The following is a 25878-nucleotide window of genomic DNA, read 5'->3' on the forward strand; positions in this document are numbered from 1 at the left end:
ACTCCCCTATTCATCTTTTTCTTTTGTAGCAATAACTAAACCTGCTAAAATGACAATAAAAATAATTAAGCCAATCATAGATGATTCAAAATAAATCATTTTATAGAAAAATGCCCCACAGATTCCGCCAACAATCGGTCCTACAACTGGAACCCACGCATAACTCCAATCAGAATCCCCTTTACCAGAAATTGGTAAAATCGCATGGGCAATCCGTGGCATCAAATCCCTCGCTGGGTTAATGGCATAACCAGTTGGTCCACCTAATGATAGACCAATTCCTAAAATTAATAAACCAACAATAATCGGATTCAATCCCACCGCAAATTCATTAGCTCCAATTGCAAGCAGGCCAAAAACTAAGACAAAGGTTCCAATGGCTTCTGTAATCATATTTGCAAAAGGACTACGAATCGCTGGACCAGTTGCAAATACACCTAACTTATCCCCTTGATTTTCAGTTTCTTTCCAGTGCTTAACATAAACTAAATAAACAATAATTGCTCCTAAAAATGCACCAATCAATTGACCAGCAATATATGCGGGGACATCCGCCCAAGGAAAAACACCAATCAAAGCAAAAGCTATTGTAACAGCCGGATTTAAATGTGCCGCACTATTTCCAGCAACAACATACACACCCAATGTAACCCCTAATGCCCAGGCAATAGAAATACCTACCCAGCCCATATTAAACGATTTCGACTTGATTAAAAGATTTCCAGCAACAACACCACTTCCAAAAATAATCAACACCATTGTTCCAATCAGCTCTGCGTAAAATCCTACCATCCTAAACATCTCCTTGTTATCATTTTTTTACTAGCGACAAATAAAGGAACCGTTTTCAATTCTTAATATAGCTATCGTATCATTAAATCTTAAAAACTCAAAACAGTTTGTATTATTTTTAGAATAAGAATAACTTTAATTAAATTTTTTTGTGAAATTCCCACTTTTTTTACTAATTAAACTAAAATAAAAATTATATTCCAACAACGAATACAGGTTTAAAAGGATTATACGCTTATTTTTTCACTATATTTCCAAATCATCTAGCAACTATTTTTTTCACAAAAACCTTATTTATATGTTTATTTATCTATAGATAGTACAAAGAATAAATTATTTCTAAAGTCATTCATAATAAAATAACAATAAGTACTATTTAACTATTGATAAAAAATAACTCTGAATTAAAACCCAACAAATGAATACCTTTTTCTATTCATTATATAAGATATAAAACGATTATTAATCAGACTTCTAATCCTTTTAAAAGACTCTCCACCTATTTCTCATTTCATTTTTATTGACATGCTCTCTAATTATGATACAATATGTTTTGTAATAAATAACTGAAAACGTTTTTTTGTGACTATTTAATTAGGCAAAGAAAAAAAGTGTATCCACGATACTCTTTTTTCTTTGCCTAATTTTTTTGTTGCAAACCTAAATTAAAGGAGGAATTATTCATGAAGAAAGAAAAGATTATTACTCGATATGGCATTGCAGCTTCATACATTGCCGTATCAGCCGTTTCCCTAGCCTTTTTCTGGGGATTATCACTAACTGGCTATGCACCATTTGTCAGTATCTTTACTGCTTATAGCTATATTTTTCCATTAGTATTCTCAATCGCAATTGCCACTGGAATTGGTTTTGACCACAGTGGGGCCTCTGCTTTGGCTGGTGCCGTTGGCTACCTAGTCTTCGGAGCATCATTCTCAGTTTTAATTGATCCAAAATCTTCATTCTTAGTAACTGCACCAATTAAATTATTTGGTTCAATGGGATCAGATCAAGTGTTTTTCATTATCTGCGGCTTAGTTATGGGCCTTGTTGCAGGATTCCTATACAACAAATTCTATAACATCAAAATGCCAGAATGGTTAGCATTCTTTGGTGGACGTCGTTTTGTTCCAATTATTACAAGCATCACTGCTTTATTTATTGGATCATTTGTCGCTAATATTATTATTCCACATTTATAGAAAGGAGAGATGAATAATGTCTGGTAACTTATTAAATAATATGCAAAAAATTGGGAAAGCTTTAATGCTTCCTATCGCGGTTTTACCTGCTGCTGGTTTATTAAACCGTCTTGGTGCTGCTGACGTACTAAACGTTCCTTTTATGAACGCAGGAGGAAATTCAATTTTCACCTACCTATCCTTAATGTTCGCAATGGGAATTGCAATTGGTTTAGCTAAAGACAATAGTGGTTTAGCCGCCCTTGGTGGTGTGTTAATTTATTTCGTCTTAAACTTTGGTGTAATTGGTGTCAATCCCGATATCAACATGGGTGTTTTTGCTGGCTTTATCGCCGGTCTATGCTCACCAATCATTTACAACCGTGTCTATGACAAATATGACAAATCCCCTTACTTCAACGGTCGTCATATCGCTCTACTTTTAAATGTTGTTGCTGCTTTAATCTTAGTCGCAATTTTTGGTTTAATTTGGCCAACTGTTCAAAATGGGCTAGATCATGTAAATAGCTTTATCGTTGGTGCTGGTCCTGTTGGTGCTGGAGTCTTTGAATTTGCTAATAGAATGTTGATTCCAACTGGATTACATCACGTACTAAACTCATACCTATGGTTTAGTTATGGCGACTTCGTTAATCCTGTTACTCAAGTTGTTGCAAATGGAGATATTACACGTTTCTTCGCTGGAGATCCAACTGCCGGAGCTTTCCAAGTTGGTTTCTTCCCAATTATGATGTTTGGTTTACCAGCAGCAGCAATGGCAATGGTTGCTACTGCTAAAAAAGAAAAACGTAAAGAAACATTTGGTTTAATGTTATCTGTTGCCATCACAGCCTTCTTAACTGGGATTACAGAACCTTTAGAATTCTCATTTATGTTTGTCGCTTTCCCATTATATGTCGTTCATGCTGTTTTAGCTGGTATCGCTGGTTTTGTTACCAATTTACTTGGAATCAAGATGGGCTTCACCTTCTCTGCTGGTGCAATTGATTACGCCTTAAACTTTGGTTTAGGTACAAATGCATGGCTACTAATTCCAATTGGTTTAGTCTTTGCAGCAATTTACTTCGCAATTTTCTACTTCGCTATTCTAAAATTCGACATCAAGACGCCTGGTCGTGAAGATGATGAAGACGAAGCTACACTAGAAGCAGAAGTACAAAATGGAACTGTTCAAACAGCTGTTGCTGGACTTGGACCTTCTGAAAATGACACTGTCCCTACTGGTGATAAATACGATATCATGGCGGCAAAATACATTACCGCTCTTGGTGGACCTGATAACTTTACTAGTATCGACAATTGTACCACTCGTCTACGTTTACAAATGAAAGATAGTAGTATTGTTGATGAGCAAGCTCTTAAAAAAGCTGGTGCACGTGGTGTTGTTAAAATGAATGAAACTGCTGTTCAAGTTATTGTTGGAACAGATGTAGAATTTATTGCTGACAAGTTAAAAAATGAATTAGGAAAATAAAGTATCAAAGGTTAATTTGTTAGAAATTTTAACAAATTAACCTTTTTTCTTTACTTAAAACGTTGCTTGACTTAATTAAAAAATAGTTTTATAGTTACCTTAGTTAGGCGACTAACTAGATTAGGAAAGGAGCATTTATGACTGATTTAGACTTAAGAGATTTACCAACTAAAGACTTATTGGAAAGTTATAAAGAAAAATTTCCATTAATTGATAGCACATCCATTTTACTTTTCTTAGATTTTCAAAAAGTTTCCAGAGAAATGACCCATTCCTTTAATCAACTTTTTGAAGAACATGATTTAACCGAAGCAAAATTCACCTTACTCATGTTACTTTATCGTCAACCAAACTACTGTTTACTGCCTTCTGAATTAGCAGAAAAAGCTGGTGTAAAACGTTCCACAATTACTGGTATCGTAACAGGCTTAATTAAAAAAAATTGGGTTACAAAAATTGCCAATTCCATTGATAAACGTTCCTTTTTTATTTGTTTAACTAGCGAAGGACAACAAAAACTGGAAAATTTTTTACCAATTAACTATTCTCTTAATAGCAGAATGATGCAACATTTAGCTGAGGATGAAAAGGAACAGTTTCATTATTTATTAGAAAAAATTCGTCAAGGTATTTTAGAGGAAGCCAATTAGAGAGGAAGAATAACGTGAATAAAATCGAATTTTTAGAACTATTATTAAGTCTTTATATTGATCATAACCAAGTTATCGAAGCAGAAGAAAATGGAGATTCTAACTATATACTAGTTGATATCCGCAATGCACCTAAACATGTAAAAAAAGATAAAATTAAAGGGTCCATTGAAATTCCAGTCAAAGATATGGCAAATCAATTAGCTTCACTAGATAAAACAAAAACCTATGTAGTCTATGATTGGACAGCTGGAACAACACTTGGCAAGCAAGCTACTCTTCTTCTATTGAAAAATGGATTTGAAGCTTACGAATTATCTTGTGCAATCGAAGGTTGGAAAGGTATGAATTTACCAATCGAAACACTTTAAAAAGCTAGAACAAAACGGCAATTTTTGCATAAAAGTCAATCAAATAAAAAATCCCAAGAAATCAGCATTTGTAAAAAATGGATTTCTTGGGATTTTACTATTTTAAGACTCCTGTCTTACTCTCACTTTACCTAGCACTACTCTCCAAAAGAAATCACAATCTTTCCAACTGCATGATGTGTTTCACTTAAAGCATGGGCATCATAAACGCCTTGCTTAGAGAATGGAAAAGTTGCACCAATAACAGAACGCACTTTTTTAGCAGTCATTAAATCAGCAATCTCTTGCAATTGAGTACCATTCGTATTTAACCAGACACTTTTAGCAATAATTCCTTTAGCTGCTGCAATTTCTTGATCTGGCTCAGCAACAATGGAAATCAAACGTCCAGTTCCCTCTTTAAGAACCTCAAAACTATCCAAAGCTACTTGACCACCCATTGTATCAAAAACCACATCAATATCCTTTAAAACATCCTTAAAGTCAGTTGTACGATAATCAATCACTTCATCCGCACCTAATGATTTCAACAACTCATGATTCTTTTCACTAGCTGTTGTAATCACATAAGCACCAGCCTCTTTGGCAAATTGAATGGCATACGTTCCAACACCACCTGCACCCGCATGAATTAAGACCTTCTCACCTTTTTTTAATTGCCCATGATCAAATAAAACTTGCCATGCTGTCAATCCAGCTAAAGGTACAGCTGCTGCTTCATCAAAAGAACTATTTTCAGGCATCTTAGCTAATAAATGATCATCTACAACCGTATGTTCAGCATACGTTCCAAATTTGGTTGTTTCGGGTCTAGCAAAAACACGATCTCCTACAGACCAATCTGTTACTTCACTACCTATCGCTTCAATAATTCCAGCAACATCCCATCCTAAAATAATCGGAAATTTCCAGTCAAACATTTGTTTTAAGTATCCTTCTCTTAACTTCCAGTCAATTGGATTAATCGATGTTGCTTTTTCTTTCACTAAAACTTGGTGTGCACCAATTTCTGGTAGGGTTACTTCTTTTTCAATTAATTGGTCTTTTCCACCATAAGCCTCAATCACAACTGCATTTGTTTTCATTTTATTTCCCTCTTTTCTTTAATTTAAATCCATTTGTATACGTAATCTCCACACAGATCAACAACCTTTTTTTCAGTCACTACTCCCTCCCTTATTTTAATGAACTACTAAATTATAAGCCAACCAAAATCTGTTGTCTATTTATTACACTTACTAAAAATAATAAACTATTATGCTAAATAAAAAAGATGGTAACTCTCTAGAAATTCAAGAGAGTTACCATCTTTTAAACTATCATTTATTTAGCTACAACTAATGTTTGACCAACTAAAATGATATCTGATTTTAAATTATTTAATGATTTTAAATTGGCTACTGTTGTATTATGCTTGCTTGCAATTAACCATAATGAATCACCAGCAACAACTTTATAGCTTTTACTTGAAGTTGGACTTGTTGTTGTATTTGAATTAGAAGATGATGTTGAACCACCTTTAATCACTAATTTTTGTCCAACAAAAATCATATCTGATTTTAAATTGTTCCAAGTTTTAAGATTTGCAATTGTTACTCCATTTTTATTGGCAATCACCCATAATGAATCACCTGATTTAACTGTATAACTTGATCCCGTACCTGTTCCTGGGTTTGGAGTAGGTGTTGGAGCTGGATTTGGTGCAGGTGTTGAAGTTCCACCTTTAATCACTAACTTTTGCCCAACAAAGATGACATCTGACTGCAAATTATTCCAAGCTTTTAGATTTGCAATTGTTACTCCATTTTTATTGGCAATTGCCCATAATGAATCACCTGATTTAACTGTGTAGCTTGATCCCGTACCTGTTCCTGGATTTGGAGTAGGTGTCGGCGTTGGATTTGGTGCAGGTGTTGTTGTACCACCTTTAATCACTAACTTTTGTCCAACGTAGATGTTATCTGATGTTAATTTATTCCAAGCTTTCAAATTCGCGACACTCACACCATTTTTATTGGCAATTGCCCATAATGAATCACCTGACTTAACTGTATAAGTTGTACCCGTTCCTGGTGTCGGTGTTGGAGCTGGAGTTGGATTAGGAGCTGGAGTTGTTGTACCACCTTTAATAATTAGCTTTTGTCCAACAAAAATCATATCTGATGTTAACTTATTCCAAGCTTTCAGATTCGCTACACTTACACCATTTTTATTGGCAATCACCCACAATGAATCACCTGATTTAACTGTATAAGTCGCATCAGTTCCTGGCGTTGGGTCTGGAGTAGGTGTTGGATCTGGTTTTGGTGTCGGATCAGGAGTTGGCGTTGTTGTACCACCTTTAATCACTAATTTTTGTCCGACAAAGATATTATCTGACGTTAATTTATTCCAAGCTTTCAGATTTGCTACACTTATACCATTTTTATTCGCAATTCCCCATAGTGTATCACCTGATTTAACTGTATACGTACTTGAATTGCCATTTCCTGGATCCGGTGTAGGCGTTGGGTCTGGCGTTGGAGTAGGATCAGGTGTAACATTTCCGCCACCTGAACCAGCAGTATCATATTGAGTTAAATTATTTACTTCAATAACACTATTTAGTTTAGATGCATAAGAAGTATCTGTTGCATAACGTCCTTGTAAGTATGCAGTTGCATCACGATAAGAAGACGTATTGCTTTTCCAAGCACCTGAATAGTAGTTTGAATTCCAGCTAGGTCCATTTTTTATTACAGCTGCATAGTCTTGTAGAGATTGGTGATAAGAAGGATATTTTCTGAAATAAGCAATAATTTCATAATAATTTCCTCTACCATCATCTTCTAACGTTTTCATCGCCACTGATTGGCCATTATAATTTCCTTTAATACCAAATAAATTAAAGTTAGGAGAAGAGGCTAATGCACTATTTCCCCAACCACTTTCAAGAATTGCTTGTGCAATCATAACTGATGCATACAAATCATTAGAATTCGCAATTGTACGTGCTGATTCTGCAATTTGCGACACAAAAGCTTGTGGTGCTGAACTACGTGACATCATCATTGATGTTGCTGTAGCATAATTTGCTTCTGGTGCTTGTATTTCAGTAATATCTTGACTAACAACCTCTTCTTTTGATAAAGGTTCTTCGCTTGTTTCAGTTGTTTCTGATACTGGAGTTTCTGATACTGGAGTTTCAGATGCAGGCGCTTCTACTTCTGGTACTTCAGATGTTTCTTCACTTGAATCAACTACTTGATTACTTGAATCTTCGCTACTAGCTAGTGAACTATCAACACTACTATCTACTGTTGATGATTGACTTTCACTAGTAGTATTCGCTGGTTCAACTGCTACTTGACTGCCTTCAACAGGAGTTTCTTGAGTTGATCCTTCAATTTTCTTTTGGCTAGTTGTTGCCATTTCATTTGCACTGGCTACAGCCGAAAAAGTAGGCAAGCTTAAAGATCCCATGATCAAGGTAGTACTAACAAAAGCAAGTCCCTTCTTAACTACAACATTGCTTTCCTTAAACTGTTCCATTCTCTTAGCATTTCTTTTAGCTACAATGCGTTCTTTTCTCGATTTTTCCAAAATATACCCCTCCTGTTTAAAGCAAATCCATCTATCTCTATTAATTAAAATTTCTTAAATAAAAAATAAAAAGTTCACAATAAGTTCTAGAGTAATTATAGCGTTATCTTAATTTTTTTTAAAGGTATAACGGACGTTTTGAAAATTCTTAATAAACGTCACACTTTCGTAACAATTATATTTAAAAAATAGTTTTGTCTTTAAGGGATCCATTCCTGCAACAATTTAACTTAAAAACCCCTAAAAAAGGCAACGATAAACTTGAACTGTTAGTCTAATAAATAACTATCTAAAAAAATAACTGTCCTATTTGAAGAATCCATTGAAGCAATATTACGAAGGTAACATGTTATACTAGCTCCTCAAAAAAATAACCTCATCTTAAAAATTCAAGAAATATGAATTTAGATGAGGTTATTTTTTAATTTTGAAGTCATTTAGTCAAGCATAACTGTTATCATGACATAGCTAGTTTATTATCTACCAACCAATCATACTCCATTAAATTAGCTAATTTTTTATTAAATGGAATCCAAATACCTGCTTGCCAAATATCTTTAATTGATTTCCAAAAAATTGGATCACGTTTTTGTTTTTTCGTTACTTTTAATTCTAAAATTTCACCATCTTCTGTTTCAATTATTATTTTTGGAAATGAGACATCCTTAATTTGACCACATCCAACTTCATCTTTTAAATTACTATCATCTATTAACATTAAGGTCACATCCTTCTCGTTTTACTTTTCTTTTTTTAGTGTAGAAGTTAAGTTCAGCTGAAATACTTGTACGTCATTTCTATCAGTTTTAATCTATCTTTACTTTAGCAAAGAGTTCTTAAAAATAGGTAAAGAAAGTATGATTTTTTTTCGTTTTTTTGATATCGCTTCCACTACACTACCTATTTTATCCGTAGTAAGGCTGATTATGTATCGGACTTTGGACCGATTTTGCCCTAACTACCTTGTAATGAAGAATAGTAGCGAGTATATTTAATGTATCGAACAAACCTTTACAAAAAAGCAGGTGAAAAAATGAACCCACAATTTAAAAAAGGTGTATTAGAAATTTGTGTTTTAGTTATTCTTGAAAAGAAAGATTGTTATGGGTATGAATTAATTGAAAAGATTTCTAAACATATTAAAATTTCAGAAGGAACGATTTATCCATTGTTACACAAATTAACAACTGAAGGATTTTGTATTACTTATTTACAAGAATCAGCTGAAGGGCCCAGTCGAAAATACTACCAACTGACAGAAAGTGGCGTTGAGTATTTAAGAAAGAATTTAATCGAATGGAAAGCTTTTACTAAAAGTGTTGATACTATTATTGAATTAGGAGATGAAGAAAACCATGAATAAAGAACATTTTATGATTGAATTAAAACTAAGTTTACGCGATTTATCAGAAGACGAACGTCAAACAGTAATGGAAGATTATTTAGAACATTTTGAAAATGGCTTACTAGAAGGTAAAACTGAGGAACAAATTGCTAAAGAATTAGGGCAACCACGTCAGTTAGCCAAAGAAATTTTAGCCAACTACGGCATTGAATCTAAAGTAAAATCACCTGAGTTTAGTCAAGGAGATTGGGTTGCTTTTGAAAATGAAAAGAGCACCTATGAAGAACTCTATACAAAACCACGTCGGCACAATACCAATAGTCCACTAATGACAGTATTTAAATTTATTGGTTTAGCCTTCTTTAATCTCGTGGTTGTATTAGGACCGGCAATTGCAATTTTTTCATGTGTTTTAGCTGGCTTATTTATCGGTGGTGCATTCACGTTACTACCTTTAGTTGGTATTTATACAATCATTACAGGCTTCTCAGTTGTCGCTTTATTCCAATTATCTATGAGTATTTTATTTGCTGGAGCTGGAATCTTATTACTAGCTGCCATGTATCCATTAAGCAAATTACTATGTAAATTAACTAAAATCTATATACTTTGGAATGTTCGTACAATCTTTGGAGGTTCATACAATGAAAACTAAAAAACTAAAAATAGTTGTGTTAATAGGTATCTGCATGCTAGTTATTGGTGGCATTGGAGCAGCAATTACCTATCCACAAGTAATTGCAACAACAAATTTAAATATCAGTAAAACAATCAAGGCTGATTCAATCAAAAAAGTCCATATTAACGGAAAATCAACAGAAGTCAATCTAGAACAATCATCAGATGATAAAATTCATGTCAAGATAAATGGTACATCTATGGCAGCAGATAAATTCGCTATTCAAACCAAACAAACTGGTAATCAACTTAATATTACATTAAAAACTAAAAAACCAGGTTATAATAACTTTGTATTCTTTATTAATGAAGAACGACAAACGGTTACTCTTTCTCTTCCAAAAAGTGTAGATAGTGCCAATATCCAAACAACTTGGGGGCAAGTTAACAGTTACGGATTCACTGGGAAGGATTTGGCTATAGAAACAAAATCCGGAGAAATTAATTTAATGAACTTAACCTTAGACACATTAACGACAACCGTCAATAGTGGAGAAATCACTCTTGAAAAATCTGAAATTAAAGAAACAAAAATGAGTGCTGATGCTGGTGAAATCAATATCGGCGAATTAATTGGTGAAAATGCCAATTTAACTACCATAACGGGTGAAATTAATTTATTAAAAATTGCTACTACTAATTTAAACGCTACAACTAGTGCTGGAAGCATCAAATTAAAAAATAAAACAATTGATCAAAATATCGATTTACAAACAAAATTCGGTGATGTTCTATTACTGACTGAAAATAAACCTAGCAATGCTATTATTTCTGCAAAAACAAGCTTAGGTGACTCCAGCATTTTTAATAATCAAGAAAAAAATACTGAAACATTTGGCAAAGGTAAAAATAGTATTAATGTAAGTGCCACTGGTGGTAAAGCAACTGTTACAACAGGGACCTTCGCAGATGAAGATTACAATGATTTCTATGATTTTAATGAGTCAGAATAACTAACTTTAAATAGAGAAGAGCTTGTTTAACGCAAGTTCTTATTTTTATTTAAAAAAGAACTTACTAATTTTTTAATAATTAAATGATATACTCATAGACAATAGTTTTAATCCTGATTAAATATCACTAGTTGAAAGTTTGAGGAACTTACCATGACAAAATCAATTGAACAACAGACAAACCCATTAAACAAGAACTGGTTATTACTAAGTTTCATAAGTTTTATTGGTTTTGCAACTTTTGCAACCGCGCTACTTACTAAAGCACAATGGTTACAAAGTTTTGATCAACAAGGGACAGCATTTCTTCGTGGAACAATTACTTCTGGAAAATCAGCTTTTTTTATTCCTATAACAGAATTTGGTAGTACGCTACTGTTAATTTTCATGACAGTTATTGTCAGTTTTTTCTTAATAGGGGTAAAAAAAGACTGGGGCAACGGACTTTGGTTGATTTTTAATTTAGCTATTGGTTCTGGATTGATTAATGTTCTTGTAAAGCATATCTTTTTACGACCACGTCCAACCATTCAACATCTTGTCCAACAAGGGGGATACAGTTTTCCAAGTGGACATTCTATGGGGGCTATGATTTTCTATTCAAGTCTGGCTTATATTTTTATTCACTATATCCAATCTAAACCATTGAAAGTCTTGATTTGGACTGTTGCTATCTTCCTGATTTTGTCTGTAGGCTTAAGCCGAATCTATGTCGGCGTTCATTTTCCAAGTGATGTCGTTGCCGGCTACTGCTTAGCACTAACATGGATGTTCGTAAGTATTGCTTACTATCCTAAATTTAAGCAAAAAATAGCTAAATAAAAAAGAAGTTGCAGCACTGACTGCAACTTCTTTTTGCATTTAATCCCTTACTCTTTCCCTATTAATTTTTGTGTTTTTTGTTGCATAATTAGCAAAACAATCGCCAAGGCTAATAAAATAAATACACAAATGAACAAGCTAGCCATTCCACCAAAACTAGTTACAACTAAAGCGCCTAAAAAAGGAGCCAACATTCTAGCCGCTGTTGCAATTCCATTTACTAAACCTTGATACAATCCTGCCTGCCCCATTGGAGCTAAATCATACGCAATCGTTGGAATCGCAGGCCAAGCAAACATTTCACCTAAGGTTAATAAAATCATCCCTAACAAGAATCCTGCATAATTCGTTGCTTGCATCGCAAATAAGAACGAACAGAAAAACAAACCAATTCCAATATAAATTTGCCAGCTTAATTTTTCTTTAAAACGCGATACCACAGGAATAATCACAACTTGTCCTACTAAAATCAAGGCACCATTAATACTCCATAAATTACCATACTCAGCTACCGTTACCCCTTTTTCAGCCGTCATGTAGACAGATAAATTCGATTGCCATTGAACATGAGGCAACTGACAGAATAAATAAACCAACAATAACAAACCAAATGAGATTAATCCTAGTTTAGTTGCCTTCTCACGAGCTTTCCCTTTTTGTTGATGCTTCGTTTCTACCTCAACACGATCAGAATACCAATCAATCTTTCTAAAATAAATAAAAAAGAAAAGCCCGTAAATAAGTGCAAATACAAATGAACCTGTATATACATTGCCTAGTCCATCTTTAGCTAAAATACCGGCTAGAAACGGGCCAACTGCCACACCAATATTTTGTGCTACATAAATAGTATTAAAACCTGTTCTACCACCATCTGGATGCGTCAAACCTGCTGCTGTATACAATCCAGCAAAAACCATCCCCATCGCAATACTAATCGCCCAGATATTATAAATAAACGCTGGATGTCCATGAAATAAAAACAACGATCCTGTTGTAATGATTAAAATAACTGTTCCAATCGCTAACGAAACATAACCAGAAACACGATCAAAAATAATCCCACCAATGACACTTCCAATAATTCCAATGCCTGAATTTACCAATAAAACCGTACCTGCATCTGTAACAGACATTCCTAGATTTTTGGTCATATACAACATATTAAAAGGCCAGATAAACGATAGCCCTGTATAAAGTAACACCATTCCGATTGCAACAATCCACAAATCTCTTGGTAATTTTGTCTTCCTACTCACTGAACACCACTCCTTAAAAAATGATTCAATTTTATAAATAACAATTAATGAACCTTTTTTAGTTTACACTATTCCTACCATTATGCAAAATAAATTTTAGATTTCCCTTCATTTCTTCTAACTTTCAAGCACAAAATTTCATTTCCATGGTAAACTAAGACAATGAGGTGAAACAAAATGACAAATACTTTTCAATATACAACGGATCCAAACAAACGCTATCATACATGGAACTACGCACTAAGAGAACAATTTGGCGAGAAAGTCTTTAAAGTTCCTCTAGATGGCGGCTTTGACTGTCCCAATCGTGATGGAACCGTGGCTCATGGTGGTTGTACTTTTTGTAGCGTATCTGGTTCTGGTGATTTTGCCGGTGACCGTATCGATCCATTGCCAATCCAATTTCAAAAAGAAGTACAAATGATGCATAATAAATGGCCAAAGGTAACAAAATATATTGCCTATTTTCAAAACTTTACCAATACTCACGCACCTGTAGCTGAACTGCGTCATAAATTCGAGCAAGTTGTCAATGAGCATGGTGTTGTAGGCGTTCAAATCGCTACAAGACCTGACTGTTTGCCGGATGAAGTTGTGGACTATTTAGCTGAATTAAATCAACGTTATTACCTATGGGTAGAATTAGGTCTTCAAACAATTCATGAAGAAACTAGCAACTTAATTAATCGGGCCCATGATTATCAAACTTACTTAGACGGTGTTGCCAAATTAAGAAAACACAATATCCGTGTTTGTACTCATTTAATTAACGGCTTACCAGGAGAAACGACTGAAATGATGTTGGAAAGTACGAAGCGAATGATTCTTGACTCTGATATCCAAGGAGTTAAGCTTCATCTCTTACACTTAATGCGCAATACTAAAATGGTTCGTGATTACCATGAAGGTCGTTTAGAATTAATGGAAATGAAACCCTATGTCGACTTAGTTTGCGATCAATTAGAACTGATTCCTCCAGAAATTATTATTCATCGATTAACTGGCGATGCCCCACGTGATACAATTATCGGTCCAATGTGGAGTTTAAAAAAATGGGAAGTTTTAAATGCCATTGATAAAGAAATGAAGGATCGCAATACATTTCAAGGAAATAAAAATATCCGTTTATTAGGAGGAATGTAAATGCTTGAACGTGCCATGCATTTTAGTCATACACTTTTAAAGGAAGTAATAACAACTGGCGATACGGTTATTGATGCAACGGTTGGAAACGGTGGCGATACGATTTTATTAGCCACTTTAGTTGGAAGCACAGGACAAGTCTTAGGCTTTGATGTGCAAGAAACTGCCTTAACTACAACGAAGCAAAAACTATTGCTAACAGGACTAGGCCAGCAAGTTCAATTATTCCATCAAGGACATGAAACAGTCGCTAGCGTCTTACCTGCAAACAAAGATATTGCTGCAGCTATTTTTAATTTAGGTTATTTACCTAAAAGTGACAAATCAATTATTACCCAAGCCGACACAACATTAAAAGCAATTCAAGATATTTTGCCAAACTTACGTAAAGGTGGCTTGCTACTAATTGTAGTTTACTATGGTCATGAAGGCGGACAATCTGAAAAAGATGCTGTTTTAGACTATTGCCAAACCATCCCACAAGAAGAATACACTGTTCTTCAATATGGTTTTATCAATCAACGAAATCAGCCACCTTTTTTATTGGCTATTGAAAAGAAATAAAAAAATCATTAGGTCACTCTCTTACTTTTGTGAGAGTGTCCTAGTGATTTTTTATAGGTTAAGCATCAATTTCAGGTGTATTTTTACGATCAAATTGATTAATAATAAAGGCTAACAACACAACGATAAAAGCAACGATAAAGACACTGTGTAACGCATCAAATAATATTTCTCTTAACGGTTGAATAATTGTAGCGTCTAAATCAACAGCTGTTAATGGATTAATTAGCTTGTTCATCATTTTATCATTAATGCCACTTACAGTTTCAGAAGCAATATGTTTCGCAATTGAACTATTCAATACAATTCCATAAATGGAAACCATGATAGTTTGACCTAAAATTCTAAATAGTGTATTTGAAGACGTTGCTACACCAATTTGATGCTTAGGTACAACATTTTGTGCAGTTACTGTTGTTGTTGTAATCGTAATTCCCATTCCAATTCCGATTAATGCTGTGATTAATAAAAATAGAACAAACGGTGTAGTCATTGGAATCACCATCATTAAAACAGCGCTTAAGCCAACTACAATTAAACTGCCTGATAAAATTGATTTAATTGAATAATTTAGAATAGCTCGTCCAGCAATAAATGAACCTAAAATCCAAGTTAAGGACATCGGCGTAATCGCAAATCCACCCATAGCAGCTTTCATTCCTAGAATACCTTGCATCCACATTGGAATATACACATCAATGGCAATTAAAAAGCCACTAACTAAAGCTGCAACTATATTTTGAATAACGAACGTTCGATTGTTAAACAAACTCAAAGGAATAATCGGATCAACTGCCCGTTTCTCCGCAAATATAAATAAACCAAACATCCCAATAGCTAAAGCAAAAATCCCTACCATGGCTACCGAAAATTTCCCAGTATCTCCAACTATTTGGAAACCGTACAATAGAAACAATAATGCAGCCATTAAAGAGAAACAACCAAGATAATCGATTGGCTTCTTCTCAAAAGTGAAATCTTCATGTAAAAATAAAGCAATTAAAGCAATCGTGATGATCCCTACAGGTACATTAATATAGAAAATCCAATGCCAGCTTAATTGATCAACAATAAAACCACCTAATAAAGGTCCAAAAATCCCTGCAATTCCCCAAGCTGCTCCATTCATCCCCATGATTTTAGCACGCTTTTCATAAGGATAGATATCAGCAATAATCGTAAAGGACACTGGCATAATAGCACCTGCACCAATTCCTTGAATCGCTCTAAAAATAATTAACTGTGTCATAGTTTGTGACAATCCACACAGGGATGAACCAATGACAAATATAATAGCTCCAATAATAAAAATAGGTTTACGCCCAATCATATCTGATAACTTACCATAAACAGGAGTCATCATCGCATTCGTTAATAAATAAATTGAGAAAACCCAATTCATAATTGCCATTCCTTCTAAACTACCAATAATCGTTGGCATTGCTGTGGATACAATTGTTCCTTCAACAGCTGTCATAAACGTTCCCACGAAAATAGCAATGGTCACTAACAAGACATTGGTTTGTTTTTTACTTTTCTCCATCTGTATACTCTCTCCTTTTTTTAATTACAGTTACAAAAACTAGACTAAAGACAACTAAGAGGTGTCTACCGTTTTAACTCTTTTCTGTACTTAATTCAGTTTTAAAGCGATCTTTACCAGAATATTTCCTGATAAAGACCGCCACCTCAGTCAATTTATTTTATTTTTCAATGCTCTTTTTCAATGCATCAACTTTATCTATATGCTCCCAAGACAAATCAACATCTGTACGACCAAAATGACCATAAGCTGCTGTTTGTTGGTAAATAGGTCTTTGTAAATCAAGCATTTTAATAATTCCAGCAGGACGTAAATCAAAATTCTCACGAACCGCTTTAATTAGTTCACTCTCTGGTACAGTACCCGTTCCAAAAGTATCCACAGAAATTGATACCGGTTGGGCCACACCAATCGCATAGGCTAATTGAACTTCACATTTCGTAGCAAATCCAGCGGCAACAATATTTTTAGCAATATAACGCGCTGCATAACTTGCCGAACGATCAACCTTGGTTGGATCCTTACCAGAAAAAGCGCCTCCCCCATGTCTTGCATAACCGCCATAGGTATCAACGATAATTTTTCTTCCAGTCAAACCAGAATCTCCTTGTGGACCACCAATTACAAAACGTCCAGTTGGATTGATAAAGTATTTAGTCTCATTATCCAATAATTCACTTGGGATAACTTCCTTTATAACATAATTCATCATATCTTCCTTTAAAGCTTCTAATCTAGTATCTGGGTGATGTTGTGTACTAATCACAATTGTATCCACGCGAACAGGAACCCCTGCTTCATCATATTCTACAGTCACTTGAGCTTTAGCATCAGGGCGAAGATAATCAACAATCTCCTCTTTACGAACTGTCGCCAAACGTTTTGTTAAACGATGACTTAGCGCAATCGGTAATGGCATTAATTCTGGTGTTTCATTAATTGCAAAACCAAACATTAATCCTTGATCACCTGCTCCAATCTTATCAAGTTCATCTTGATCCGTTTCCTTGAACTCTAACGAATCATCAACACCTTGTGCAATATCACTTGATTGTTCATCAATCGCAACCATCACTGCACATGTATCTGCATCAAACCCAAATTTTGCACGTGTATATCCAATCTGACGAATCGTATCGCGTACGACCTTTTGAATATCCACATAAGTTGAAGTAGAAATTTCTCCAACAACTAGTACTAAACCAGTTGTAACAGTCGTTTCACACGCAACCCGCGCATCTGGATCCTTTGCTAAAATCGCATCCAAAATTCCATCACTAATCTGATCAGCAATCTTATCTGGATGTCCTTCTGAAACAGATTCAGAAGTAAAAAGTCTTCTTTCTGACATAACTAATCTTCCCCCTTTAATAGTTTCGGTTACAAGGCACCTTCACATTTTTGTGAAGCCTTTCGGGAAATCTTTGTAACTTAATTATTATAACAGATTTCAAAAAAATTTACCTGTTTTTTAGTCTTTTGATAGAAAAATTGAATCTTTCTAACTAAAATAAACGAAATGAATCAAAAAGAGCTTTTATTATTTGGCTTTTCAGTTGTTTTTTTGGTACTATTAAAAAGAATAACTCTACAGGAGGTCTTTTTTTGATTCAAAAAATTAAACAAAATGTACTTTATCATCCTTTATTTTTAATCTTTATTCACCCACTTTCTTTTATTTTATTTGGAACAGTCTTTGCATTACAGTTTGCAAAGTTTAATTGGATTTATTTTACACTGTTTTACGTCTTTATACTATCGACTCAATTCATTGAAAATATCTTAAATAATACAATAAAAACCCAACAAAAATTAAAACTAATGCCATTAATTATTTTTGAAGGACTCGTTATTTTACTTTTATTCTATTTTTCTTTGCATTTAAACTATTTGGTAGGCTTGTTAATGTTTGGATATCTATTCATTATCCATTTCCAATTCTATCCCTACGACCTTTCAAAAACACTCTATGGATTTATTTTAAATGGTCTTTTCAAAGGTGGCATTCTAACCTATCTTGCTTTTTTCATTCAGACACAATTTATAACTACAACTCTTTATTATTGGAGTGTTCCTTTAATTATCCTGGCAAGTTTCATTTCATTTGGTAGACAGTGTGTCCCTATCTTAGAACAACCTGCTCAAAGAAAAAGAAATCAACTTTATTTTCTACTTATGTTGACTTTACTCTATCTAAGTATGTTTATCCCAGTTATTAGCTTAAGTAGTGGAACTAAGTATCTTTGGTTGCAATTATTAAGTCTTCCATTTGCTCTTCGATTAATGCTAATTATGAAACCTAATCAAGATAACTACACATCTACAACAAAGCTAAAAGCCCTAACTCTTTTCAATTTTAGCTATATCTTATTAGCAAGTATGAGTATCCTGCTTCAGATTTTATGGAAATAAAAAGGCTCTATAATTTAAAGGACTGATGAATCATAAAATGATTCATCAGCCTTTTTTGATTTTAACTAGTATAAAACAATCCGTTCTCCCCGGAGGCGATATACTTATGAACAATTCTATCAAAAATGCAAAGAACGATAGATCCTAACCTAGAACCTATTTCTTTCAGAATCAAAAAAATGTAGTTCACCTGTTTTTGATTCTGAAAGAAAACAACTAAATGTCCCGAATGAGGCAAAGAATGTGTCCGTTCGATTTGATCAATTTAACCACCCTTTAATCATGAAACTTAAGAGAACAAAAAAACTATGGATGAAACGAAAAACGTTTCATTCATAGTTATTCTTTGTTCTAACTCATCAGTCTTTATTGACAAAGAGTTCTAAAAATTAGTCTTTTAAATAATGACCCGTACGGGAATCGAACCCGTGATACCGCCGTGAAAGGGCGGTGTCTTAACCGCTTGACCAACGGGCCTTAATAAAATAATAGAAAGAATACGGAGAAGGAGGGATTCGAACCCTCGCACCGCTTACGCGACCTATACCCTTAGCAGGGGCACCTCTTGAGCCACTTGAGTACTTCCCCAAATTCAGTGTTTTTACTACATTTATAATGGGCCTAAATGGACTCGAACCATCGACCTCACGCTTATCAGGCGTGCGCTCTAACCAGCTGAGCTATAGGCCCATAAAAAAAAAGCGGGTGACGAGAATCGAACTCGCGACAACAGCTTGGAAGGCTGTGGTTTTACCACTAAACTACACCCGCATTTCTTCATTGCATTATAAATTTTGAAAAACGGTCTGGACGGGACTCGAACCCGCGACCTCCTGCGTGACAGGCAGGCATTCTAACCAGCTGAACTACCAAACCAATATTTAATTGTGTTACGTCACTTTCTTACTAATCTTCTCAATAGAAATCTATTTTAAAGAATTGCGGGGACAGGACTTGAACCTGTGACCTTCGGGTTATGAGCCCGACGAGCTGCCAACTGCTCCACCCCGCGATAATTGTAGTTTAATCACTACGAAGGTATTTATTTGAAACTAAGGAGGATAAGGGATTCGAACCCTTGCACGGTTTTACCCGCCTGACGGTTTTCAAGACCGTTCCCTTCAGCCGGACTTGGGTAATCCTCCGAAATAAAAGTCAGCTTAACTAATTATACTATATGATAAAATTTTAGATAAATTATCTAAATGACCCGTACGGGAATCGAACCCGTGATACCGCCGTGAAAGGGCGGTGTCTTAACCGCTTGACCAACGGGCCTTAATAAGAAAGATACGGAGAAGGAGGGATTCGAACCCTCGCGCCGCTTACGCGACCTATACCCTTAGCAGGGGCACCTCTTGAGCCGCTTGAGTACTTCCCCAACTCAATAACAATACTATTTTTTTCTTTTATAATGGGCCTAAATGGACTCGAACCATCGACCTCACGCTTATCAGGCGTGCGCTCTAACCAGCTGAGCTATAGGCCCATAAAGCGGGTGACGAGAATCGAACTCGCGACAACAGCTTGGAAGGCTGTGGTTTTACCACTAAACTACACCCGCATTATAAATGGCGCAGGACAGAATCGAACTGCCGACACATGGAGCTTCAATCCATTGCTCTACCAACTGAGCTACTGAGCCAAATAAATAAATTTTGAAAAACGGTCTGGACGGGACTCGAACCCGCGACCTCCTGCGTGACAGGCAGGCATTCTAACCAGCTGAACTACCAAACCAATATTTAATTGTGTTACGTCACTTTCTTACTAATCTTCTCAATAGAAATCTATTTTAAAGAATTGCGGGGACAGGACTTGAACCTGTGACCTTCGGGTTATGAGCCCGACGAGCTGCCAACTGCTCCACCCCGCGATAATTGTAGTTTAATCACTACGAAGGTATTTATTTGAAACTAAGGAGGATAAGGGATTCGAACCCTTGCACGGTTTTACCCGCCTGACGGTTTTCAAGACCGTTCCCTTCAGCCGGACTTGGGTAATCCTCCGAAATAAAAGCATATTTAATTACTACAAGGTTGCTATAAGTAGCAAAAACTATCTAATGGACCTTGTAGGACTCGAACCTACGACCGGACGGTTATGAGCCGTCTGCTCTAACCAACTGAGCTAAAGGTCCAAGAAGGTCTTTTAAAAATATAATAGCGGCGAAGGGGATCGAACCCCCGACCTCCCGGGTATGAACCGGACGCTCTAGCCAGCTGAGCTACACCGCCAAAATAATAATACATATATAAGATTTCAAAGTGGAGCCTAGCGGGATCGAACCGCTGACCTCCTGCGTGCAAGGCAGGCGCTCTCCCAGCTGAGCTAAGGCCCCGTAATTAAAACTTATATCGGGAAGACAGGATTCGAACCTGCGACCCCTTGGTCCCAAACCAAGTGCTCTACCAAGCTGAGCTACTTCCCGTTTGAAAATATCACTTTAAATTAGAAAATTTAAAGCTATGCACCCAAGAGGAGTCGAACCTCTAACCGCTTGATTCGTAGTCAAGTACTCTATCCAGTTGAGCTATGGGTGCTATATGGTGCCGAGGGCCGGAATCGAACCGGCACGGTGATCACTCACCGCAGGATTTTAAGTCCTGTGCGTCTGCCAGTTCCGCCACCCCGGCATGGAATGTGGATCAGATTTCTTAAAAATCTGGGCAAACTAGAAATATTCTAGTAAGCGAAAGACGGGGTTCGAACCCGCGACCCCCACCTTGGCAAGGTGATGTTCTACCACTGAACTACTTTCGCATGGTTATTTTGTTTAATTTATTTTAAAAAAATGGTGCCGGCTAAAGGAGTTGAACCCTCGACCCTCTGATTACAAATCAGATGCTCTACCAACTGAGCTAAGCCGGCTAAAAATTTTAATGGTGCGGGTGAAGGGACTTGAACCCCCACGTCTTGCGACGCTAGATCCTAAATCTAGTGCGTCTGCCAATTCCGCCACACCCGCAAATATGGCAGTTAACTGCTCATTTTAAAAATGAATAGTTATGAGACATGCTGGGCTCGAACCAGCGACCCTCTGATTAAAAGTCAGATGCTCTACCAACTGAGCTAATGTCTCATGGTGGGGGTTAACGGGTTCGAACCGCTGACCCTCTGCTTGTAAGGCAGATGCTCTCCCAGCTGAGCTAAACCCCCAAAATAAATGGTTTTTATAAATAAATGAATCAATCTCGCGTGGCAACGTCCTACCCTCACAGGGGGAAACCCCCAACTACTCTCGGCGCTGAAAAGCTTAACTGCTGTGTTCGGCATGGGAACAGGTGTATCCTTCTCGCTATCGCCACCACACTTTTTTTCCGCCAACTTACGTTGCGACTCTTCGGCTGTTTCTTTCACTTTGCTCCTCATGTACATTAGTACATTCCGATGCTCGCTCAGTTACATCCTCGATTCACTTGCAATTTGTTGAAAAAATGCTTTGCTGATTCATTATTTAATTGAAAGAAATTGTTCTCTCAAAACTGGTACTGTATTAAAGTAAGTTGTTCTGTTGCCTTCTTCACCGTTTCTTTCTTGGTTAAGTCCTCGACCGATTAGTATTGGTCCGCTCCATACATCGCTGTACTTCCACTTCCAACCTATCTACCTGATCATCTCTCAGGGGTCTTACTTGCCGAAGCAATGGGAAATCTCATCTCGAGGGGGGCTTCACGCTTAGATGCTTTCAGCGTTTATCCCTTCCACACATAGCTACCCAGCGATGCTCCTGGCGGAACAACTGGTACACCAGCGGTGTGTCCATCCCGGTCCTCTCGTACTAAGGACAGCTCCTCTCAAATTTCCTGCGCCCGCGACGGATAGGGACCGAACTGTCTCACGACGTTCTGAACCCAGCTCGCGTACCGCTTTAATGGGCGAACAGCCCAACCCTTGGGACCGACTACAGCCCCAGGATGCGATGAGCCGACATCGAGGTGCCAAACCTCCCCGTCGATGTGGACTCTTGGGGGAGATAAGCCTGTTATCCCCAGGGTAGCTTTTATCCGTTGAGCGATGGCCCTTCCATGCGGAACCACCGGATCACTAAGCCCGACTTTCGTCCCTGCTCGACTTGTAGGTCTCGCAGTCAAGCTCCCTTCTGCCTTTACACTCTACGAATGATTTCCAACCATTCTGAGGGAACCTTTGGGCGCCTCCGTTACTCTTTAGGAGGCGACCGCCCCAGTCAAACTGCCCGTCTGACACTGTCTCCCGCCACGATCAGTGGCGAGGGTTAGAGTGGTCATACAGCAAGGGTAGTATCCCACCAATGCCTCCATCAAAACTGGCGTCCTGATTTCTATGGCTCCTACCTATCCTGTACAAGCTGTACAAACACTCAATATCAAACTGCAGTAAAGCTCCATGGGGTCTTTCCGTCCTGTCGCGGGTAACCTGCATCTTCACAGGTACTATAATTTCACCGAGTCTCTCGTTGAGACAGTGCCCAGATCGTTACGCCTTTCGTGCGGGTCGGAACTTACCCGACAAGGAATTTCGCTACCTTAGGACCGTTATAGTTACGGCCGCCGTTTACTGGGGCTTCAATTCTGAGCTTCGCCGAAGCTAACCCATCCTCTTAACCTTCCAGCACCGGGCAGGCGTCAGCCCCTATACGTCATCTTACGATTTTGCAGAGACCTGTGTTTTTGATAAACAGTCGCCTGGGCCTATTCACTGCGGCTGACCAATTGGTCAGCACCCCTTCTCCCGAAGTTACGGGGTCATTTTGCCGAGTTCCTTAACGAGAGTTCTCTCGCACACCTTAGGATACTCTCCTCGACTACCTGTGTCGGTTTGCGGTACGGGCAATTTCTTTCTAACTAGAAGCTTTTCTTGGCAGTGTGACATCAGAAACTTCGGTACTTAAATTTCCCTCCCCATCACAACTTGTCCTTATAGTCGCAAGCATTTAACTCACGTCAAGACTTGTTGCTTAGACGCGCATATCCATCAGCGCGCTTTTCTTAGCCTACTGCGTCCCTCCATTGTTCAAACAAAAGAAACTGGTACAGGAATATCAACCTGTTGTCCATCGCCTACGCCTATCGGCCTCGGCTTAGGTCCCGACTAACCCTGGGAGGACGAGCCTTCCCCAGGAAACCTTAGTCATACGGTGGACGGGATTCTCACCCGTCTTTCGCTACTCATACCGGCATTCTCACTTCTAAGCGCTCCACCAGTCCTCACGGTCTAGCTTCGACGCCCTTAGAACGCTCTCCTACCATAGAACCAATGGTTCTATCCACAGCTTCGGTGTACTATTTAGCCCCGGTAAATTTTCGGCGCAGGGTCACTCGACTAGTGAGCTATTACGCACTCTTTAAATGATGGCTGCTTCTGAGCCAACATCCTAGTTGTCTAAGCAACCCCACATCCTTTTCCACTTAATAGTAACTTTGGGACCTTAGCTGGTGGTCTGGGCTGTTTCCCTTTCGACTACGGATCTTATCACTCGCAGTCTGACTCCCGGATATAAATCAATGGCATTCGGAGTTTATCTGAATTCGGTAACCCTAGAAGGGCCCCTAGTCCAAACAGTGGCTCTACCTCCATGATTCTTAATTCCGAGGCTAGCCCTAAAGCTATTTCGGAGAGAACCAGCTATCTCCAAGTTCGATTGGAATTTCTCCGCTACCCACACCTCATCCCCGCATTTTTCAACATACGTGGGTTCGGTCCTCCAGTGCGTATTACCGCACCTTCAACCTGGACATGGGTAGGTCACTTGGTTTCGGGTCTACGACCACATACTCATTCGCCCTATTCAGACTCGCTTTCGCTACGGCTCCGTCTTCTCAACTTAACCTCGCATGTAATCGTAACTCGCCGGTTCATTCTACAAAAGGCACGCTATCACCCATTAACGGGCTCTAACTATTTGTAAGCACACGGTTTCAGGTACTCTTTCACTCCCCTTCCGGGGTTCTTTTCACCTTTCCCTCACGGTACTGGTTCACTATCGGTCACTAAGGAGTATTTAGCCTTGCGGGATGGTCCCCGCGGATTCCGACGGAATTTCTCGTGTTCCGCCGTACTCAGGATACACAACAGAGTGAACTTTGTTTCAAATACGGGGCTTTTACCCTCTTCGGCAGACCTTTCCAGGTCATTTCTTCTACAAAACTCATTTATGACTCTTAATGTCGTGTCCTACAACCCCAACAAGCAAGCTTGTTGGTTTGGGCTCTTCCCGTTTCGCTCGCCGCTACTCAGGGAATCGAATTTTCTTTCTCTTCCTGCAGGTACTTAGATGTTTCAGTTCTCTGCGTCTACCTCTACTAGCCTATGTATTCAGCTAGCAGTAACATTCTATAAAAAATGCTGGGTTCCCCCATTCGGAAATCTTTGGATCAAAGCTTACTTACAGCTCCCCAAAGCATATCGGAGTTAGTCCCGTCCTTCATCGGCTCTTAGTGCCAAGGCATCCACCGTGCGCCCTTATTAACTTAACCTTATTTGTTGGTACTGCTTCAGTCTTCATCGTCTTGTTCTTTCATTCACTTCTTACGTACGTTAGTACGCTTCGAGGCTCATTGCAGTTCAATCCTAGAATTCTGTTGCATTCCTGCACAAATAGTTTATGTGGAAGGTTTTATTGCTAAAACAATCCTGTTAGTTAATGTTTATTCATTATCTTACGATAAGAACTAATTAAAAAACTCATTTAAAACGCGGTGTTTCTCGGTTTCTTACTTAACTTACTTTTTTAATACAGTATCCAGTTTTCAAAGAACAAGTTTCTATCTTGAGAAGTTAGACCTCTCAAAACTGAACAAAATAAAGACGAATGTGTTGGGTTCCGTTAATTCCTTAGAAAGGAGGTGATCCAGCCGCACCTTCCGATACGGCTACCTTGTTACGACTTCACCCCAATTATCTATCCCACCTTAGACGGCTGGCTCCTAAAAGGTTACCTCACCGGCTTCGGGTGTTACAAACTCTCGTGGTGTGACGGGCGGTGTGTACAAGACCCGGGAACGTATTCACCGCGGCGTTCTGATCCGCGATTACTAGCGATTCCGGCTTCATGTAGGCGAGTTGCAGCCTACAATCCGAACTGAGAATGGCTTTAAGAGATTAGC

Annotated in this window: 18 protein-coding genes, 26 tRNA genes, 3 rRNA genes and 1 riboswitch; of the genes, 11 read left to right on the forward strand and 36 right to left on the reverse strand. The window is 37.6% G+C overall.

Going from position 1 to position 25878, the window contains the following annotated elements; all coding sequences use genetic code 11:
- Positions 1–6 precede the first annotated feature (6 nt).
- Positions 7–792, reverse strand: coding sequence for an MIP/aquaporin family protein (locus tag BR43_RS02550; protein WP_034559137.1), 786 nt, complete (start codon positions 790–792; stop codon positions 7–9).
- Between the two features lie 683 nt (positions 793–1475).
- Here BR43_RS02550 and BR43_RS02555 point away from each other — a divergent pair.
- From BR43_RS02555 to BR43_RS02570, 4 genes are all read left to right on the forward strand, one after another.
- Complete coding sequence (locus tag BR43_RS02555) at positions 1476–1994, forward strand: PTS transporter subunit EIIC (protein ID WP_034559140.1); 519 nt, start codon at positions 1476–1478, stop codon at positions 1992–1994.
- 16 nt (positions 1995–2010) lie between these two features.
- The gene (locus BR43_RS02560) at positions 2011–3468 is read left to right on the forward strand and encodes a PTS transporter subunit EIIC (protein ID WP_034559143.1); all 1458 of its coding nucleotides are present in this window, start codon (positions 2011–2013) and stop codon (positions 3466–3468) included.
- A gap of 137 nt (positions 3469–3605) precedes the next feature.
- A complete protein-coding gene (locus BR43_RS02565; RefSeq protein WP_034559145.1) occupies positions 3606–4118 on the forward strand; it encodes a MarR family winged helix-turn-helix transcriptional regulator in 513 nt (170 codons plus the stop codon).
- Positions 4119–4132: 14 nt separating this feature from the next.
- Positions 4133–4489 (forward strand): rhodanese-like domain-containing protein, encoded by a 357-nt coding sequence (locus BR43_RS02570; protein WP_034559147.1) that lies wholly within the window; start codon positions 4133–4135, stop codon positions 4487–4489.
- A 137-nt stretch (positions 4490–4626) separates the two neighbouring features.
- On the opposite strand, the gene BR43_RS02575 is transcribed toward BR43_RS02570, so the two are convergent.
- The 3 genes from BR43_RS02575 to BR43_RS02585 form a co-directional block, all read right to left on the reverse strand.
- Positions 4627–5574 (reverse strand): NADP-dependent oxidoreductase, encoded by a 948-nt coding sequence (locus tag BR43_RS02575; RefSeq protein ID WP_034559149.1) that lies wholly within the window; start codon positions 5572–5574, stop codon positions 4627–4629.
- A gap of 238 nt (positions 5575–5812) precedes the next feature.
- A complete protein-coding gene (locus BR43_RS02580) occupies positions 5813–8071 on the reverse strand; it encodes a muramidase family protein (RefSeq protein ID WP_034559151.1) in 2259 nt (752 codons plus the stop codon).
- 457 nt (positions 8072–8528) lie between these two features.
- Positions 8529–8789 (reverse strand): hypothetical protein, encoded by a 261-nt coding sequence (locus tag BR43_RS02585; protein WP_034559153.1) that lies wholly within the window; start codon positions 8787–8789, stop codon positions 8529–8531.
- A 276-nt stretch (positions 8790–9065) separates the two neighbouring features.
- Here BR43_RS02585 and BR43_RS02590 point away from each other — a divergent pair, with 276 nt between their 5' ends.
- The 4 genes from BR43_RS02590 (at position 9066) to BR43_RS02605 (ending at position 11869) form a co-directional block, all read left to right on the forward strand.
- Positions 9066–9434: a PadR family transcriptional regulator gene (locus BR43_RS02590; RefSeq protein ID WP_245617800.1), complete on the forward strand. Its 369-nt coding sequence runs from the start codon at positions 9066–9068 to the stop codon at positions 9432–9434.
- Positions 9427–10071 (forward strand): DUF1700 domain-containing protein, encoded by a 645-nt coding sequence (locus BR43_RS02595; protein ID WP_034559155.1) that lies wholly within the window; start codon positions 9427–9429, stop codon positions 10069–10071. The genes BR43_RS02590 and BR43_RS02595 overlap by 8 nt, the downstream gene beginning before the upstream one ends.
- The gene (locus BR43_RS02600) at positions 10061–11047 is read left to right on the forward strand and encodes a DUF4097 family beta strand repeat-containing protein (protein WP_051933788.1); all 987 of its coding nucleotides are present in this window, start codon (positions 10061–10063) and stop codon (positions 11045–11047) included. Before BR43_RS02595 ends, BR43_RS02600 begins: the two co-directional genes overlap by 11 nt.
- A 153-nt stretch (positions 11048–11200) precedes the next feature.
- Positions 11201–11869, forward strand: a complete 669-nt coding sequence (locus BR43_RS02605) for a phosphatase PAP2 family protein (protein ID WP_051933789.1) — start codon at positions 11201–11203, stop codon at positions 11867–11869.
- Between the two features lie 47 nt (positions 11870–11916).
- Here BR43_RS02605 and BR43_RS02610 read toward each other — a convergent pair whose 3' ends face one another.
- Positions 11917–13128, reverse strand: a complete 1212-nt coding sequence (locus tag BR43_RS02610; RefSeq protein WP_245617802.1) for an MDR family MFS transporter — start codon at positions 13126–13128, stop codon at positions 11917–11919.
- A gap of 177 nt (positions 13129–13305) precedes the next feature.
- Here BR43_RS02610 and mnmL point away from each other — a divergent pair, with 177 nt between their 5' ends.
- On the forward strand, positions 13306–14271 hold the full coding sequence (mnmL, locus tag BR43_RS02615; protein WP_034559159.1) for a tRNA modification radical SAM protein MnmL/YtqA: 966 nt from the start codon (positions 13306–13308) through the stop codon (positions 14269–14271).
- Complete coding sequence (gene mnmM / locus BR43_RS02620) at positions 14272–14835, forward strand: tRNA 5-(aminomethyl)-2-thiouridylate-methyltransferase MnmM (protein WP_034559161.1); 564 nt, start codon at positions 14272–14274, stop codon at positions 14833–14835.
- A 58-nt stretch (positions 14836–14893) separates the two neighbouring features.
- Here mnmM and BR43_RS02625 read toward each other — a convergent pair whose 3' ends face one another.
- Both BR43_RS02625 and metK read right to left on the reverse strand, forming a co-directional pair.
- Positions 14894–16378, reverse strand: coding sequence for an MDR family MFS transporter (locus BR43_RS02625; RefSeq protein WP_034559163.1), 1485 nt, complete (start codon positions 16376–16378; stop codon positions 14894–14896).
- Positions 16379–16538: 160 nt separating this feature from the next.
- On the reverse strand, positions 16539–17729 hold the full coding sequence (gene metK, locus BR43_RS02630) for a methionine adenosyltransferase (protein ID WP_034559165.1): 1191 nt from the start codon (positions 17727–17729) through the stop codon (positions 16539–16541).
- Positions 17727–17813: riboswitch (SMK box riboswitch) on the reverse strand. It overlaps the preceding gene by 3 nt.
- A gap of 170 nt (positions 17814–17983) precedes the next feature.
- On the opposite strand from metK, the gene BR43_RS02635 reads away from it, so the two are divergent.
- The gene (locus tag BR43_RS02635) at positions 17984–18790 is read left to right on the forward strand and encodes a UbiA prenyltransferase family protein (protein WP_034559167.1); all 807 of its coding nucleotides are present in this window, start codon (positions 17984–17986) and stop codon (positions 18788–18790) included.
- Between the two features lie 405 nt (positions 18791–19195).
- Here the strand turns inward: BR43_RS02635 and BR43_RS02640 are convergent.
- The 29 genes from BR43_RS02640 to BR43_RS02780 form a co-directional block, all read right to left on the reverse strand.
- A tRNA-Glu gene (locus tag BR43_RS02640) sits at positions 19196–19267 on the reverse strand.
- Positions 19268–19290: 23 nt separating this feature from the next.
- Positions 19291–19378, reverse strand: a tRNA-Ser gene (locus tag BR43_RS02645).
- Positions 19379–19406: 28 nt separating this feature from the next.
- Positions 19407–19480: transfer RNA gene (locus tag BR43_RS02650), tRNA-Ile, on the reverse strand.
- Positions 19481–19490: 10 nt separating this feature from the next.
- A tRNA-Gly gene (locus BR43_RS02655) sits at positions 19491–19561 on the reverse strand.
- A gap of 31 nt (positions 19562–19592) precedes the next feature.
- Positions 19593–19666 (reverse strand) — tRNA-Asp (locus BR43_RS02660).
- A 63-nt stretch (positions 19667–19729) separates the two neighbouring features.
- Positions 19730–19802: transfer RNA gene (locus BR43_RS02665), tRNA-Met, on the reverse strand.
- Positions 19803–19845: 43 nt separating this feature from the next.
- A tRNA-Ser gene (locus BR43_RS02670) sits at positions 19846–19935 on the reverse strand.
- Positions 19936–19996: 61 nt separating this feature from the next.
- Positions 19997–20068 (reverse strand) — tRNA-Glu (locus tag BR43_RS02675).
- Between the two features lie 15 nt (positions 20069–20083).
- Positions 20084–20171: transfer RNA gene (locus tag BR43_RS02680), tRNA-Ser, on the reverse strand.
- A 34-nt stretch (positions 20172–20205) separates the two neighbouring features.
- A tRNA-Ile gene (locus tag BR43_RS02685) sits at positions 20206–20279 on the reverse strand.
- Between the two features lie 4 nt (positions 20280–20283).
- Positions 20284–20354: transfer RNA gene (locus BR43_RS02690), tRNA-Gly, on the reverse strand.
- Positions 20355–20362: 8 nt separating this feature from the next.
- Positions 20363–20435 (reverse strand) — tRNA-Phe (locus BR43_RS02695).
- 21 nt (positions 20436–20456) lie between these two features.
- Positions 20457–20530 (reverse strand) — tRNA-Asp (locus BR43_RS02700).
- A 63-nt stretch (positions 20531–20593) separates the two neighbouring features.
- A tRNA-Met gene (locus BR43_RS02705) sits at positions 20594–20666 on the reverse strand.
- 43 nt (positions 20667–20709) lie between these two features.
- Positions 20710–20799 (reverse strand) — tRNA-Ser (locus tag BR43_RS02710).
- Between the two features lie 57 nt (positions 20800–20856).
- Positions 20857–20930: transfer RNA gene (locus BR43_RS02715), tRNA-Ile, on the reverse strand.
- Positions 20931–20953: 23 nt separating this feature from the next.
- Positions 20954–21027 (reverse strand) — tRNA-Met (locus tag BR43_RS02720).
- A 31-nt stretch (positions 21028–21058) separates the two neighbouring features.
- A tRNA-Ala gene (locus BR43_RS02725) sits at positions 21059–21131 on the reverse strand.
- 16 nt (positions 21132–21147) lie between these two features.
- A tRNA-Pro gene (locus BR43_RS02730) sits at positions 21148–21221 on the reverse strand.
- Between the two features lie 38 nt (positions 21222–21259).
- Positions 21260–21333: transfer RNA gene (locus BR43_RS02735), tRNA-Arg, on the reverse strand.
- A gap of 4 nt (positions 21334–21337) precedes the next feature.
- A tRNA-Leu gene (locus tag BR43_RS02740) sits at positions 21338–21426 on the reverse strand.
- A 55-nt stretch (positions 21427–21481) separates the two neighbouring features.
- Positions 21482–21553: transfer RNA gene (locus BR43_RS02745), tRNA-Gly, on the reverse strand.
- Positions 21554–21585: 32 nt separating this feature from the next.
- Positions 21586–21661: transfer RNA gene (locus BR43_RS02750), tRNA-Thr, on the reverse strand.
- A 12-nt stretch (positions 21662–21673) separates the two neighbouring features.
- Positions 21674–21758: transfer RNA gene (locus tag BR43_RS02755), tRNA-Leu, on the reverse strand.
- Between the two features lie 41 nt (positions 21759–21799).
- A tRNA-Lys gene (locus BR43_RS02760) sits at positions 21800–21872 on the reverse strand.
- 1 nt (position 21873) lies between these two features.
- A tRNA-Val gene (locus BR43_RS02765) sits at positions 21874–21949 on the reverse strand.
- Between the two features lie 37 nt (positions 21950–21986).
- A 5S ribosomal RNA gene (gene rrf / locus BR43_RS02770) occupies positions 21987–22102 on the reverse strand.
- Positions 22103–22327: 225 nt separating this feature from the next.
- Positions 22328–25248 (reverse strand): 23S ribosomal RNA (locus tag BR43_RS02775).
- Positions 25249–25610: 362 nt separating this feature from the next.
- Positions 25611–25878: ribosomal RNA gene (locus BR43_RS02780) — 16S ribosomal RNA — on the reverse strand; the annotation flags it as partial.

The organism is Carnobacterium gallinarum DSM 4847 (assembly GCF_000744375.1).
In the GTDB taxonomy this organism is placed as follows: domain Bacteria; phylum Bacillota; class Bacilli; order Lactobacillales; family Carnobacteriaceae; genus Carnobacterium; species Carnobacterium gallinarum.